The 12982-nt window shown below is 60.2% G+C and carries 14 protein-coding genes; 4 read left to right on the forward strand and 10 right to left on the reverse strand.

Annotation, left to right across the window (positions count from 1 at the left end; translation table 11 throughout):
* Nucleotides 1-4: 4 nt before the first annotated feature.
* Together EQV97_RS10555 and ilvA are read right to left on the reverse strand one after the other, a co-directional pair.
* On the reverse strand, nucleotides 5-430 hold the full coding sequence (locus EQV97_RS10555; protein ID WP_045059775.1) for a DUF2269 domain-containing protein: 426 nt from the start codon (nucleotides 428-430) through the stop codon (nucleotides 5-7).
* 39 nt (nucleotides 431-469) lie between these two features.
* Entirely contained in the window at nucleotides 470-1984 is a 1515-nt protein-coding gene (gene ilvA / locus EQV97_RS10560) for a threonine ammonia-lyase, biosynthetic (RefSeq protein WP_122841104.1), read from the reverse strand.
* Between the two features lie 198 nt (nucleotides 1985-2182).
* Here ilvA and rpiA point away from each other — a divergent pair, with 198 nt between their 5' ends.
* Nucleotides 2183-2857, forward strand: coding sequence for a ribose-5-phosphate isomerase RpiA (gene rpiA / locus EQV97_RS10565; protein WP_045059773.1), 675 nt, complete (start codon nucleotides 2183-2185; stop codon nucleotides 2855-2857).
* A 125-nt stretch (nucleotides 2858-2982) separates the two neighbouring features.
* On the opposite strand, the gene EQV97_RS10570 is transcribed toward rpiA, so the two are convergent.
* From EQV97_RS10570 to EQV97_RS10585, 4 genes are all read right to left on the reverse strand, one after another.
* On the reverse strand, nucleotides 2983-3900 hold the full coding sequence (locus tag EQV97_RS10570) for an SdiA-regulated domain-containing protein (RefSeq protein WP_122841102.1): 918 nt from the start codon (nucleotides 3898-3900) through the stop codon (nucleotides 2983-2985).
* 118 nt (nucleotides 3901-4018) lie between these two features.
* A complete protein-coding gene (locus EQV97_RS10575; protein WP_240888918.1) occupies nucleotides 4019-4948 on the reverse strand; it encodes an SdiA-regulated domain-containing protein in 930 nt (309 codons plus the stop codon).
* A 206-nt stretch (nucleotides 4949-5154) separates the two neighbouring features.
* Nucleotides 5155-5820, reverse strand: coding sequence for a fumarylacetoacetate hydrolase family protein (locus tag EQV97_RS10580; protein WP_122841100.1), 666 nt, complete (start codon nucleotides 5818-5820; stop codon nucleotides 5155-5157).
* Between the two features lie 37 nt (nucleotides 5821-5857).
* On the reverse strand, nucleotides 5858-7252 hold the full coding sequence (locus tag EQV97_RS10585; protein WP_122841099.1) for an FAD-binding oxidoreductase: 1395 nt from the start codon (nucleotides 7250-7252) through the stop codon (nucleotides 5858-5860).
* A gap of 202 nt (nucleotides 7253-7454) precedes the next feature.
* On the opposite strand from EQV97_RS10585, the gene serA reads away from it, so the two are divergent.
* Nucleotides 7455-8684 (forward strand): phosphoglycerate dehydrogenase, encoded by a 1230-nt coding sequence (gene serA / locus EQV97_RS10590; RefSeq protein WP_122841096.1) that lies wholly within the window; start codon nucleotides 7455-7457, stop codon nucleotides 8682-8684.
* 62 nt (nucleotides 8685-8746) lie between these two features.
* Here serA and EQV97_RS10595 read toward each other — a convergent pair whose 3' ends face one another.
* Entirely contained in the window at nucleotides 8747-9172 is a 426-nt protein-coding gene (locus tag EQV97_RS10595; RefSeq protein WP_045059767.1) for a DUF4399 domain-containing protein, read from the reverse strand.
* A 134-nt stretch (nucleotides 9173-9306) separates the two neighbouring features.
* Between EQV97_RS10595 and EQV97_RS10600 the strand changes: the two genes are divergently transcribed.
* Nucleotides 9307-9894, forward strand: a complete 588-nt coding sequence (locus tag EQV97_RS10600) for a transporter substrate-binding domain-containing protein (protein WP_240888919.1) — start codon at nucleotides 9307-9309, stop codon at nucleotides 9892-9894.
* A gap of 111 nt (nucleotides 9895-10005) precedes the next feature.
* On the opposite strand, the gene EQV97_RS10605 is transcribed toward EQV97_RS10600, so the two are convergent.
* Together EQV97_RS10605 and EQV97_RS10610 are read right to left on the reverse strand one after the other, a co-directional pair.
* The gene (locus EQV97_RS10605; RefSeq protein WP_122841093.1) at nucleotides 10006-10491 is read right to left on the reverse strand and encodes a DUF523 domain-containing protein; all 486 of its coding nucleotides are present in this window, start codon (nucleotides 10489-10491) and stop codon (nucleotides 10006-10008) included.
* A gap of 2 nt (nucleotides 10492-10493) precedes the next feature.
* Nucleotides 10494-11126, reverse strand: coding sequence for a 2OG-Fe(II) oxygenase (locus EQV97_RS10610; protein ID WP_045059764.1), 633 nt, complete (start codon nucleotides 11124-11126; stop codon nucleotides 10494-10496).
* A gap of 109 nt (nucleotides 11127-11235) precedes the next feature.
* On the opposite strand from EQV97_RS10610, the gene EQV97_RS10615 reads away from it, so the two are divergent.
* A complete protein-coding gene (locus tag EQV97_RS10615) occupies nucleotides 11236-11982 on the forward strand; it encodes a DUF2059 domain-containing protein (protein ID WP_240888920.1) in 747 nt (248 codons plus the stop codon).
* A gap of 43 nt (nucleotides 11983-12025) precedes the next feature.
* On the opposite strand, the gene EQV97_RS10620 is transcribed toward EQV97_RS10615, so the two are convergent.
* Entirely contained in the window at nucleotides 12026-12973 is a 948-nt protein-coding gene (locus EQV97_RS10620) for an alpha/beta hydrolase (RefSeq protein WP_122841090.1), read from the reverse strand.
* Nucleotides 12974-12982 lie beyond the last annotated feature (9 nt).

A 12982-nucleotide genomic window follows, 5' to 3' on the forward strand; every position in this document is an offset into this window, starting at 1 on the left:
CGGGCTAAACCGGCTTCGCGCCCATTAACCCCGCAATCGCGACCAGGCAAACAAAACTGAACAGCGCCAGGGCAAAAGTAAATCTGCCATTACCCCCCGGCGCCTTGCGCAATTTGTTCAGCCGCACCAGCAGCCAGAACCACCCCAACGCCGCCAAGGTATAAAGCACACTGGAGGCCAGCAGCCAGGTCTGTCCCAAGGGCCAGCCCACCAGGTGCACCATCCACCAGCCGGTGAATGGCATGCTCAGCAGGGCCAGGCCCATCAGCAGCCAGACAAACACCCGTGGCCTCTGCAAGGTGCGGCTGCCCGCCGTGGCGTCGCCACCGCGCCGCGTTTGCCACACCCAGATCCCCAGGCCCAGCGCACAACCCAGCAATATCGCGGTCGCCGCAGTGTGGGCCATTTTCAGGGCGGTTAACGTGTCCATTGTTCGATTTCCTTATGGCTTGCCCAACAGCGTAGTCGCTCAGCCCAGAAACAGCAGATAGGCCGGGTTGTCGCTTTCGTCCCAATACGGGTAGCCGATTTCTTCCAGCGCCGCAGGCACCAGGTGACGCTCGTCATGCGGTACCTGCAGCCCCGCGACGACTCGGCCGTCCGCAGCGCCGTGGTTGCGATAATGGAACATCGAAATGTTCCAGCGCCCGCCCAGCTTGTTGAGGAAGTTGAACAGCGCACCCGGGCGCTCCGGGAATTCAAACCGCAGAATCACTTCATCGACCACATGCGCGGCACGACCGCCCACCATGTGACGGATGTGCAACTTGGCCAGTTCGTTGTCGGTCAGGTCGAGCACCGGAAAGCCCTGCTCGCCCAGGCTGGCAATCAGCGCGCTGCGCGGATCGGTGTCCGGATGCGTTTGCACCCCGACAAAAATGTGCGCTTCGCTGCCGGTGTTGTAGCGGTAGTTGAATTCGGTGATCTGGCGCTTGCCGATGGCTTCGCAGAACGCCTTGAAGCTGCCAGGCTTCTCGGGAATGGTCACGGCGATGATGGCTTCGCGACCCTCGCCCAGCTCGGCTCGCTCGGCGACGTGGCGCAGGCGGTCGAAGTTGACGTTGGCGCCGGAGTCGATGGCCACGAAGGTATGGCCGGTGACACCATGTTGTTCGACGTACTTTTTGATCCCGGCCACGCCCAGCGCGCCGGCGGGCTCGGTGATGGAGCGGGTGTCGTCGTAAATGTCCTTGATTGCCGCACAGATTTCGTCAGTGCTGACGGTGATGACTTCATCGACATAGTCTTTGCAGATGTCGAATGTGTGCTGGCCGATCTGCGCCACCGCCACACCGTCGGCGAAAATGCCCACGGTCGGCAAGACCACGCGTTCACCGGCAGCCATGGCTGCTTGCAGGCAGTTGGAATCGTCCGGCTCGACGCCGATGACCTTGATTTCAGGTCGAAGGTATTTAACGTATGCCGCAATACCGGCGATCAGCCCGCCACCGCCCACCGGAACGAAAATAGCATCCAGGCGGCCCGGGTGCTGGCGCAGGATCTCCATGGCCACCGTGCCCTGCCCGGCGATGGTATGAGGATCGTCATAGGGATGAATGTAGACGTAGCCTTTTTCGTCGACCAGTTTCAGCGAGTAGGCCAGGGCTTCCGGGAATGAATCCCCGTGCAACACGACTTTGCCGCCACGCGAGCGTACGCCTTCGACCTTGATTTCCGGGGTGGTCTTGGGCATCACGATGGTCGCTTTCACGCCCAGTACCTTGGCCGCCAGGGCCAGCCCTTGGGCATGGTTGCCGGCAGAAGCGGTGACGACACCGCGCGCCCGCTCTTCCTCGCTCAGTTGGGTGAGCTTGTTGTAGGCGCCGCGGATCTTGAACGAGAACACCGGTTGCAAGTCTTCGCGCTTGAGCCAAATGCTGTTGCCCAGCCGCTCGGAGAGCTGGCGAGCAGTCTGCAGTGGGGTTTCTACGGCAACGTCATAAACGCGCGAGGTGAGGATCTTCTTGACGTACTGTTCGAGCATCGGAAAGCATCACTGAGCGGGTTGGGCAGGACCAACGAGTCTAACCCGGCTTCGCGCCACACGACCACACCCCAATCCAAACCTGTGGGAGCAAGCTTTGCCCCTACCGGGATATCCCCCAGGTTTGAGCATGACCTTCCCTGCCCCGCAGCCTATAATGCCGGCCTTCAGCCCCCTCTTCGGCACTTCGGAGCCCGCATGACCCAGGATCAACTCAAACAGGCAGTGGCCCAGGCCGCCGTCGACTTCATCCTCCCGAAACTCGATGACAAGAGCATCGTCGGGGTCGGCACCGGCTCCACCGCCAATTGCTTTATCGACGCCCTGGCGCAACACAAAGGCGCGTTTGATGGCGCCGTCGCCAGCTCCGAAGCCACTGCCGCGCGCCTCAAGGGCCACGGGATTCCGGTGTACGAACTCAATACCGTCAGCGATCTGGAGTTCTACGTCGACGGCGCCGATGAAAGCGACGAGCACCTGAACCTGATCAAGGGCGGTGGCGCCGCCCTGACTCGCGAGAAGATCGTGGCGGCCGTGGCCAAGACGTTCATCTGCATTGCCGACGCCAGCAAGCTGGTGCCGGTCCTGGGCGAGTTCCCGCTGCCAGTGGAAGTGATCCCGATGGCCCGCAGCCATGTGGCCCGCGAACTGGTCAAGCTGGGCGGCGATCCGGTCTACCGAGAAGGTGTGCTGACCGACAATGGCAACATCATCCTCGACGTGTACAACATGCAGATCACCAACCCGGTGCAGCTGGAGACGCAGATCAATGCGATCGTCGGCGTGGTGACCAATGGTTTGTTTGCTGCACGCCCCGCGGACTTGCTGTTGCTGGGCACAAGCGAAGGCGTGAAAACCCTGCGCGCAGAGTAACCAGAAACACCGATAAACCTGTGGGAGCGGGCTTGCCCGCGATGAGGCCATTACAATCAACATTCTGTTGACTGACCGGCCGCCATCGCGAGCAAGCCCGCTCCCATAATGATGTGGGGTGCTGGTTAGTTTTGTGCGGGCTTCCTGAACACGTAGAACAGGTTCGGCTCGCTCACCAGGTACATGGTGCCTTCGTCATCCATGGCGATCCCCTCCGCCTGCGGCACGGTCTTTTGCAGGCCCTGGCGTCCCTTGCTCAGCGACATGGTACTGAGCGGGCGCCCGTCCACGTCCAGCTCCAGAATCAACCGCGACTCGTCCGACAGCGCCAGCAGATGGCCGCTGCGTTCGTCGTACTGCAGGCTGGACAGGTCTCGCACGAACATCCCGGCATCGCGCTTGGGGTTATTGACCACATGTACCGCGTAGGACTTTTCCGGATTGTAGTGCGGAAAACCCTGCACTTCGTAAATCAGCATCGGGTCGCGCTCCTTGGCAACAAACAGGCGCTTGCCCACCGAGTCGTACGCCAGGCCCTCAAAGCCCTTGTTACCGGCCATATGCACGCCAAGGGTCATCTGCTCGGCGTCCGCAGCGTCGAGGAAGGTGGTGTCTTTTTCCAGATGAATCTTGATCAATCGCTGCTCGCGCTCGTCAGTGATCACGTAGGTGTCGGCGCTGATGTACTCCACCGCTTCCGGATCGCCAAAGCCCACCAGCGAAATGCGCCGGATAATCTGGCCATCCAGGGACAGCTCGATCAATTCGGAATTCTTGTTGGTGACCGTGAACAGGCTTTTGCGCACTGGATCGAATGTCAGGGCCGACACGTCGTCATCCAGGCCATCGATCACCCGCGCCTCGACCGTGACCTGATAACGATCAAGACCAATGGAAAGTGCGCTCTCGGCCTGCCACAGCGCATGCAGGTTGAACCAGCCGCGCTCGAACAGGCGCAGGTATTGGCCCATGGCGATCAACGCCAGCAGTGCGACCATCGCGAAGATCAGGATCAGGGGTTTGGGACGGGCAAATCGACGCATTCTGGTGGGCTCGGATTCAGGACAGGCGGATGAAATATCACGTCTGTCTGAACTCAAGCTTAATGGCCACTTGCCCTATCCTACAACTGCACAGGCGTAATCCTGCACAGCAGCGTCATCATTCGTGCTTTTCGAAGCGGTAAAACAAGTTCGGCTCGCTCACCATGTACAGGTTGCCAGCGTCATCCATGGTCACGCCTTCGGCGCGGGGGAGGGTGCTCTTCAACCCGTTGAAGCCCCCCAGCAGGGTCATGAAGCTGACCTGCTCGCCTTTCTCGTCCAGCTCCAGCAGCAGGTGGGAATCGGCTGACAGCACCAGGGTATGGCCGGTGCGTGGGTCGATGGCCAGGGCAGACAGATTACGCAGGTCCAGTTCGTCACTGTCGAGCTTCTGCTTGTCGCCCGCCAGCGAGACGCCGTCGCTGCTTTTCCAGGTAAACAGCGCCGGTGGACGCTCTTCACCCAACAACATCTGCTGATTGCGCGAGTCCCAGACGATGGCTTCGAACGCCTTGTTCTGATCTTTCGAAGGGCCAAGATCGTACTTGGGGAAGTCGCCGATGTTCAGCTCCCGGGTATCGGCATCGACCTTGACGATGGACAGCAGGTGCTCGCGCTCGTCGACGATGGCCATCAGGCCATTGCCCATCACCGTCAGGCCTTCCGGATTGCTCCAGCCGACCAGGGGCATCTTGCGCAGCACGTCGCCCTGCAAGGACAGTTCGACGAGAAAGGGGTTCTTGCCCATAACCGAGAACAGGGTTTTGGTCTGAGGGTTGTACGCCAGGTCGGACGCTTCGTCCTTCTCCATGCCTGGCAGCAATTTGGCGTCGATGACTGCGGTGTAATTCGGCAGCCAGATACTTTCCTGGCGCTCGGCGGGGCTTTCGAAACGTTCCTGCAACCAGAGCGCACCTCGGTCATCCCAATGCATGGCAATGGCCAGGCCATAGGTTATGGCGGCAACCAGCAATAGCCAGTAATACCAGCGCATGAAAAAGCGCGGGCGGCGGGCAGGTTTGAGCGTGGGCAGCGGTGGGTTGGCCATTAACGGATGGATTCCGGATAGTCATGAATGGGAGTCATGGGAGCAATCCCGGTCGGGATGCAATTCCTGTGGAAGCAAATTCCTGTGGGAGCAAAGCGTGCTCGCGATGAGGCATTTGAATTCAACATTGAAGTTGAATGGTAGACCGCTATCGCGAGCACGCTTTGCTCCCACAGGCAGCTTTGCTCCCACGGGAGGCTGTGCTGTCAGCGGACGCTGGTGGTAAAGCTGCTGGCGCCTGGCAATTCGATGACCAGTTCGTCGCCCACATTCAGCGGGCCAACGCCCACTGGCGTGCCGGTCAGGATCACGTCACCGGCCTGCAGCGAGAAGCATCCGGCCATGTGCTGGATCATCGGCACAATAGGGTTGAGCATGGCGCTGCTGTTGCCGTCCTGGCGAACTTCACCATTGATGGTCAGGCGAATGCCGATGTCGGCCAGGTCGGCGAAGGTGCTGCCGGACACGAACGGCGCAATCACCGCCGCGCCGTCGAACGACTTGGCGATTTCCCAGGGCAGGCCCTTGGATTTCAGTTCAGCCTGCTTGTCGCGCAGCGTCAGGTCCAGGGCCGGTGCGAAACCGGAGATCGCATCCAGCACTTCTTCCCGGCTTGGCTTGGTCGACAGCGGCTTGCCGATCAACACGGCAATTTCTGCTTCGTAATGCACCGAACCGCGCTCGGTCGGAATGCTGAAGCCGCCTTCGAGCGGCACGACGCAACTGCCCGGTTTGATGAACAGCAGCGGTTCGGTAGGCACCGGGTTGTCCAGTTCCTTGGCGTGTTCGGCGTAGTTACGACCGATGCAGACCACTTTGCCCAGTGGAAAGTGGATACGCGTACCGTCGACATACTGGTGCTGATAGCTCATTGACCGGCTCCTGGTTCGTAGCGCTTAAGTTCGAAAGTCAAACAGCAAAAATCTTGCCCGGGTTCATGATGCCGTTCGGGTCGAACACTGCCTTGACGGCTTTCATGTACTCGATCTCAACCTCTGAACGGCTATAGGTCAAGTAGTCACGCTTGGTCATGCCCACGCCGTGTTCGGCGGAAATCGAACCGTTGTACTTCTCGACGGTTTCGAACACCCACTTGTTGACCGTGGCGCACTTGGCGAAGAACTCGTCCTTGCTCAGGTTATCCGGCTTGAGGATGTTCAAGTGCAGGTTGCCGTCGCCGATGTGACCAAACCAGACGATTTCGAAATCCGGATAGTGTTGGCCGACGATCGCGTCGATTTCCTTGAGGAACGCCGGCACTTTCGACACGGTGACCGAAATGTCGTTCTTGTACGGAGTCCAGTGGGAGATGGTCTCGGAGATGTATTCGCGCAGCTTCCAGAGGTTCTGCAACTGGGTTTCACTCTGGCTCATCACACCGTCCAGCACCCAGCCCTGCTCGACGCAGTGTTCGAAGGTTTCCAGGGCGTGGTTGGCCACTTCTTCAGTGGTCGCTTCAAATTCCAGCAGCGCGTAAAACGGGCAATCGGTTTCGAAAGGCGCCGGAACATCACCGCGCGCCATGACTTTGGCCAGGGCCTTGTCGGAGAAAAATTCAAAGGCCGTCAGGTCGAGTTTGCCCTGGAAAGCGTGCAGTACCGGCATGATCGAATCGAAATCGGCGGTACCGAGCACCATGGCAGTCAGGTTTTTCGGCGCGCGATCCAGGCGCATGGTCGCTTCGACCACAAAACCCAGGGTCCCTTCGGCGCCGATGAACAGCTGACGCATGTCGTAGCCCGTGGCGTTCTTGATCAGGTCGCGGTTCAACTCAAGCAGGTCACCCTTGCCGGTGACGACCTTCATGCCAGCGACCCAGTTGCGGGTCATCCCGTAGCGAATCACTTTGATTCCGCCGGCATTGGTGCCGATATTGCCGCCAATCTGGCTGGAGCCGGCCGAGGCGAAATCTACCGGGTAGTACAGGCCCTTTTCTTCGGCGACATTCTGCAGGTGCTCGGTGACCACGCCCGGCTGGCACACGGCGGTGCGATCGGTGAGGTTTACCTCGAGAATCTGGTTCATGTAGTCGAACGACACCACCACTTCGCCGTTGGCTGCCACGGCGGCGGCGGAAAGCCCGGTACGACCGCCGGATGGCACCAGCGCCACCTTGCGTTCGTTGGCCCAACGGACAATGGCCTGAACCTGCTCGGTGGTCTTGGGAAACACGATCGCGGTGGGCGCCGGGGCGAAATGCTTGGTCCAATCCTTGCCATAAGCATTGAGGGAGTCGGCATCGGTCAGCACCTTGCCAGGCTCAACCAGGGTCTTCAGCTCATCAATCAGGGCAGGATTGGTCATCGACAGAACTCTCGAACAATTCATGGTCATCCTGAGAACGCTTCACGTCGCAGGAATGAGTGTTTAGCGGGGCGCCTATGCTAGCATACCGACCCCGCAGCATAGTGCCCAAAGGCGATTCTGCGGCGACGGCGTTCCTGCCGTCCGGGGTCAGCGTCTGCTGACTTCCTGCCATTTTTCTCCGGGATACAGGTTTACGCAGATGAGCAAGACTTCTCTCGATAAGAGCAAGATCAAGTTCCTTCTTCTCGAAGGCGTCCACCAATCGGCTGTCGACGTCCTCAAGGCGGCGGGCTACACCAGCATCGAGTACCTCACTGGTTCTCTGCCGGAAGCCCAACTGAAGGAAAAGATCGCTGATGCGCACTTCATCGGCATTCGCTCCCGCACGCAACTGACCGAAGAGATCTTCGATCACGCGAAGAAGCTCGTCGCTGTCGGTTGCTTCTGCATCGGCACCAACCAGGTCGACCTGAACGCGGCTCGCGAACGCGGGATCGCAGTATTCAACGCACCGTACTCCAACACTCGCTCCGTAGCCGAGCTGGTGCTGGCCGAAGCGATTCTGTTGTTGCGTGGCATCCCCGAGAAAAACGCTTCCTGCCATCGTGGCGGCTGGATCAAGAGCGCGGCCAATTCCTTCGAAATCCGCGGCAAGAAGCTGGGCATCGTCGGTTACGGCTCGATCGGTACCCAACTGTCGGTACTGGCTGAAGGCCTCGGCATGCAAGTGTACTTCTATGACACCGTGACCAAGCTGCCACTGGGTAACGCGACCCAGGTCGGCAACCTGCACGACCTGCTGGGCATGTCCGACATCGTCACCCTGCACGTCCCGGAAACCGCTGCGACCCAGTGGATGATCGGCGAGAAGGAAATCCGCGCCATCAAAAAGGGCGGCATCCTGATCAACGCTGCGCGCGGCACCGTGGTCGAGCTGGACGCCCTGGCGGACGCGATCAAGGACAAACACCTGATCGGCGCAGCCATCGACGTGTTCCCGGTAGAACCGCGCTCCAACGACGAAGAGTTCGAAAGCCCGCTGCGTGGCCTGGACAACGTGATCCTGACCCCGCACATCGGTGGTTCCACCGCCGAGGCGCAGGCCAACATCGGCCTGGAAGTGGCCGAGAAGCTGGTCAAGTACAGCGACAACGGTACTTCGGTATCGTCGGTGAACTTCCCGGAAGTGGCCCTGCCGGCTCACCCTGGCAAGCACCGCCTGCTGCACATCCACGAGAACATTCCGGGCGTGATGAGCGAGATCAACAAGGTCTTCGCAGAAAACGGCATCAACATTTCCGGTCAGTTCCTGCAGACCAACGAGAAAGTCGGCTACGTTGTGATCGACGTCGACGCCGACTACTCGGAAATCGCCCAGGAGAAGCTGCAGCACATCAACGGCACCATTCGTTGCCGCGTACTGTTCTGACAGCGATGTTGAGCGACAAAAAAGGGAGCCTTCGGGGCTCCCTTTTTTCTGCCTGCGAAAAGTTACTCCACAGTCACGGTGATCTTTTTCGACACGATCGGCGGATCGAACGGAATGTGGCCGCTGTCACCCAGCTCAAGCTGCAAGGTGTGCTTGCCTGGCGGCAGCTTGATGGTCGCTTCGGTCTGCGCCTTGCCGAAATGCATGTGGTTGGCGTCCGTCGGAATCGGCTGACCGGCGGCTGGTAGCTCTTTGACATCGATCAGCAGGTGGTGGTGACCGGTGTGTTTGGTCGTATCGCCAGCCGGGGCCAGGGAGATGTCCTTGACGCCAAATTTGACCTTGAATTCCTGCGGCACCTTGGCGCCGTCTTCGGGCGACACGATGAACGCTTCTGCTCCCTTGGGAGCCGGAGTGGCTGCCGTTGCCAGCATCGAAGCCCCCATCAACAGGCCAGCCAATGCTGCTCGTGACATAAAGGTTTTCATTCTCTTCTCCAGTTTTTACGTAAAATCTGCGCAGTCATGACAACTTCATGACCATTTGTTGTCGAAGGCACTCGACAACCATAGCAAAGCGAGCCGATCCAGAGCCTCGCAATAATGAATTCAAAGGAGTGACCATGCGTTTTTTGCCTGGCCTGATCTGCCTGCTACCCCTTTTGAGCCCACTGGCTCATGCCGAGTTGATTGACGACATCAACGACCGTGGCGAACTACGCATCGCTCTTGAGGCTAATACACCACCCTTCAATTTCAAGGACGACGGCAAGCTCGCCGGCTTTGAAGTCGAACTGGGCCAGCTGCTGGCCCAAGAGCTGGACGTGCGGGCCGACTTCGTCGTTGCCGATGCCAGTGAGCTGTTGCCTGGGGTTGAAAGCGGCAAATACGATGTCGCCATCAACCACATAGCACTGACCCCGGATCTGAAGGATCGTTTCGACTTCACCGAACCCTACAGCTATGCCAAGGCAGATCTGATCGCGCAGAAAGAACCGGAGCCGCGCTCGATGCTGCTGGTACAGACCTTGGCGCAGGACAAACCCAAGTCTGCTGCGCCGGTGCGCCTGGCCATCCCGTTCCAGAAGGGCAACCCGGCGTTTCATGCCAGCCTGGAGAATGCGCTGGGGCGGATCAAGGCGGACGGACGCCTGCAGGCACTGTCGCAGAAGTGGTTTGGTGCGGATACGAGTGTGGCGCCGAAGCCCTGAGCCGAGGCAGATGGATAACCCAGGGGGCGCGAGCTGCTCGCGATGAGGCCGGCATATCCAGCTAAGGTGTTGAGGGACAGGCTCGCTCCCACAGCAGATGTGTTCGGGCGGTTAGTCTTGTGCGGTCAAAGCACGGGCCGCTTCCGGCAGTTGCAGCTCGCTGAAGACTTGCACCCCGTAGCGTCGCAGCAATGCCGCCGTGACGCCCTCACCGCTGACCTTCACACCGCTGAACGTCCCGTCGTAAGTCAACAGATTCCCGCACGACGGGCTGTTGGCCTTCAGCACCGCAATCCGGATGCCGTGCTTTTGCACCAGTTCCAGGGCCTGATACGCCCCCGACAGGAACTCGGCGCTGACATCCGCACCATCAGTGGTGATGACCGCCGCCCCCCCATCCAGCACTTCACCGCCCTGCCCGCCGGGGATTTCCGCGGCAGCCCGGGGAGTCGGCAAGCCGCCGGCCACCTCGGGGCACAAAGGCACGACCCGACCCTCATCGACCCATTGCTGCAACTGATCGAAAGGCCCACTGGCACCGCCGTCGTAGCGAACGCGGTGACCCAGCAGGCAGCGGCTTACCAGAATTTTCTGCATGGTCAGAAGGGCTCGTTGCCGCGTCGCCGGAACCAGCCGGTCAACGACAGGCGATTTCGGCTGGCGGGCAGGACTTCGTGGGGCACTTCGCCGGACAGGAAGACCACCAGGCAGCCGCCGGTTGGCACGACGTCATGCTGCACGCCTTCGTCCAGGTACATGCGCAACTGGCCACCGTGCTCGGGTAGCCAGGCATCATTCAGGTAGACCACCGCCGACACCATGCGCCGGTCGTCGTCGCGAAAGCGATCGACGTGCTTGAGGTAAAAAGCGCCTGGCGGGTACAACGCGAAATGGCTTTCGAAATCCTCCAGGCCGAGGAACAGGCCCCGATTCATCGCCTCGCGCAGGCTGTCCATCAGCTGTAGATAACTGTCACACGCCAGCGCCTGGCCAGGCTCGATCCACTGAATGCGGTCACCACGAATGCCCTCGCGAATCTCCGAAGTGGGCCCGCGACCCACGGCGGCAGGCGCCAATTCACCTTCGGCTGAACGTTTATGGCACTCAGCAGCCAGTTCCCGGGTCAGACCCAGAGGCAGGAAAATATTCTGCTGCGACCAGCCATGTGTGGCCAGGTCGTCGACGATACGTAACAGCAGCGGATGATCAGAGGGTATTTGCATGGCGCGCATAGTATTCCTGTGCCTGCTAATCCGACAGAGCCGTGCAGCGGCTTGATACGAATTCTCGACAAGTCCGAATGCCACACGGAGAATAGTCGCCTGCTGACAGGAGTCCCTAATGCGTCGTTTGCTTTTCTCACTGTTGATGTTCTGCGTTTTACCCGCCTGGGCAGACGACCACGACCAGTTGTACAAGGTCGCCGGTTGGCCGGAACAACGCGCGCATTTTAACGATGCCTTGTCGGCGGCACAGCAGCGTTACCAGAACAGCCTGCCACCGGCAGTGTTCCAGGCATTGGTGAACAACAGCAATCAGCGTTTTGCGCCTCAAGCGGTCGATCAGCGGGCGGAAGCGCAGCTGCGCAAGACCCTGGCCGATCCCAAGCCGGCATTGGCCTTTTTCCAGTCACCGCTGGGCAAGAAAATCGTCGCGGCGGAGTTGCTGGCAACCCGCCGCGATCAGCTGGCGAAGAATGCCAAGGGCTTGCCGAAAATCGAGGCCAGTGACGCGCGCCTGCTGATCATCGGACATCTGGCCCAGGCCCTGCCTGCGCGCGAAGCGGGCGCCGAGGTCAGCCTGGCGATTGCCGGCGTCGCGGCGGACAGTCTGAGCTCCATGATCCCCGGTCTGCTGGGCGGCGGCCAGGCTCAGGGCATGTTGAATGGTCAGCGCCAGCGCCTGATGGACCAGATCGGCAGCGACCTGAACAACACCTTGTTGTACGTCTATCGCGACCTGTCGGATACCGAGCTGGAAGAGTTCGCGACCTTTGCCGAATCGACTGAAGGCAAGGCTTATTACCAGGCGGCGCTGGCGGCTATTCGGGCGGGGTTGGCGGTGGGGCAGACTAACCTTGGCCAATAATTTTCAGTGCCTGGCATGACGCCATCGCGGGCCTTCACTGCCACTACAAATTCCGCCCCTTGATCCGCTTGGTCAAGAACCCGAAATACTCCGCCCGCAAAGCCAGCGTCTCATTCGCCAGATGATGCCGCGCCTCAGGCAGCATCAACACCTGCGGCCGGTCGAATTTGGCCCGCAACACCCCAAGGTTATGCTGCCAGTCCACCGTCATGTCCGCCTGCCCCTGCACGATCAGCGGCCGACGCAAGCTGTGCGGTGCTGCCTCGATGCGCTTGACCCAACGGGCGAGCGCGCCTACCCAGGCGGTGGGCAGGCGCAGCGGTTGTAGCGGGTCTGCTTGCAGGAAGGGCAGGAAGTCCGGATCGTTGGAGTTTTCGCTGAAGCGCCGGGCGATACCTTTGACGAAGGGCCTGAGCAGGTGATAACTCAATTGTGACCAACCCCACGCCCGTGGTCGAACCAGTGGCGACAGCAAAATCACCTGGCCCTGGGCTGGGCTTTGCGCGCCCGCGTTGAGCACATGATCAATCACAATCGCACCCCCGGTGCTTTGCCCGCACAAGTGCCACGGCTGCGGCAGATCAATCGACTTCGCTTCGGCGAACAAGCCCTGCAGCGTGTCCTGGTACTCGCTGAAATCCCGAATGCTCGCCCGCTCGCCACTGGACAGACCATGCCCCGGCAGGTCGCAGGCAATGACGGCGAAGCCCTGATCCAGCGCCCAGTCGATCACGTGCCGATACAACCCGGTGTGATCGTAGAAACCGTGAAACAGGAACAACGTCGCTTTCGCCCGCGCCGGCCACCAGAACTGACTGACCAGCTGATAACCACCCGCCTCGAATCGGCCCAGGCCAGTGCGCAGTTCGCGCCCGGGAAAATCCAGGCCATAAAAGTGCCGATACGCCCGCGCTTGCTCCGACAATGGCTGGGCATCGGCCAATGGCCGCAGGCTGGCGCGCAAGTGATCGGGGGCGAAAGTGGCAGACATGAGCAATTT

This window comes from Pseudomonas sp. TMW22090 (assembly GCF_022496665.1).
GTDB classification, from domain to species: Bacteria; Pseudomonadota; Gammaproteobacteria; order Pseudomonadales; family Pseudomonadaceae; genus Aquipseudomonas; species Aquipseudomonas gregormendelii.

Excerpts from the sequence above, each read along its gene's own strand:
- EQV97_RS10580 (WP_122841100.1), bottom strand. The coding sequence starts at position 5,820 with ATGAGCTATCAGCACCAGTATGTCGACGGTACGCGTATCCACTTTCCA.
- EQV97_RS10600 (WP_240888919.1), top strand. The coding sequence starts at position 9,307 with ATGCGTTTTTTGCCTGGCCTGATCTGCCTGCTACCCCTTTTGAGCCCA.
- EQV97_RS10595 (WP_045059767.1), bottom strand. The coding sequence starts at position 9,172 with ATGAAAACCTTTATGTCACGAGCAGCATTGGCTGGCCTGTTGATGGGG.
- serA (WP_122841096.1), top strand. The coding sequence starts at position 7,455 with ATGAGCAAGACTTCTCTCGATAAGAGCAAGATCAAGTTCCTTCTTCTC.
- EQV97_RS10570 (WP_122841102.1), bottom strand. The coding sequence starts at position 3,900 with ATGCGTCGATTTGCCCGTCCCAAACCCCTGATCCTGATCTTCGCGATG.
- rpiA (WP_045059773.1), top strand. The coding sequence starts at position 2,183 with ATGACCCAGGATCAACTCAAACAGGCAGTGGCCCAGGCCGCCGTCGAC.
- EQV97_RS10615 (WP_240888920.1), top strand. The coding sequence starts at position 11,236 with ATGCGTCGTTTGCTTTTCTCACTGTTGATGTTCTGCGTTTTACCCGCC.
- EQV97_RS10620 (WP_122841090.1), bottom strand. The coding sequence starts at position 12,973 with ATGTCTGCCACTTTCGCCCCCGATCACTTGCGCGCCAGCCTGCGGCCA.
- EQV97_RS10555 (WP_045059775.1), bottom strand. The coding sequence starts at position 430 with ATGGACACGTTAACCGCCCTGAAAATGGCCCACACTGCGGCGACCGCG.
- EQV97_RS10575 (WP_240888918.1), bottom strand. The coding sequence starts at position 4,948 with ATGGCCAACCCACCGCTGCCCACGCTCAAACCTGCCCGCCGCCCGCGC.
- EQV97_RS10585 (WP_122841099.1), bottom strand. The coding sequence starts at position 7,252 with ATGACCAATCCTGCCCTGATTGATGAGCTGAAGACCCTGGTTGAGCCT.
- EQV97_RS10605 (WP_122841093.1), bottom strand. The coding sequence starts at position 10,491 with ATGCAGAAAATTCTGGTAAGCCGCTGCCTGCTGGGTCACCGCGTTCGC.
- EQV97_RS10610 (WP_045059764.1), bottom strand. The coding sequence starts at position 11,126 with ATGCGCGCCATGCAAATACCCTCTGATCATCCGCTGCTGTTACGTATC.
- ilvA (WP_122841104.1), bottom strand. The coding sequence starts at position 1,984 with ATGCTCGAACAGTACGTCAAGAAGATCCTCACCTCGCGCGTTTATGAC.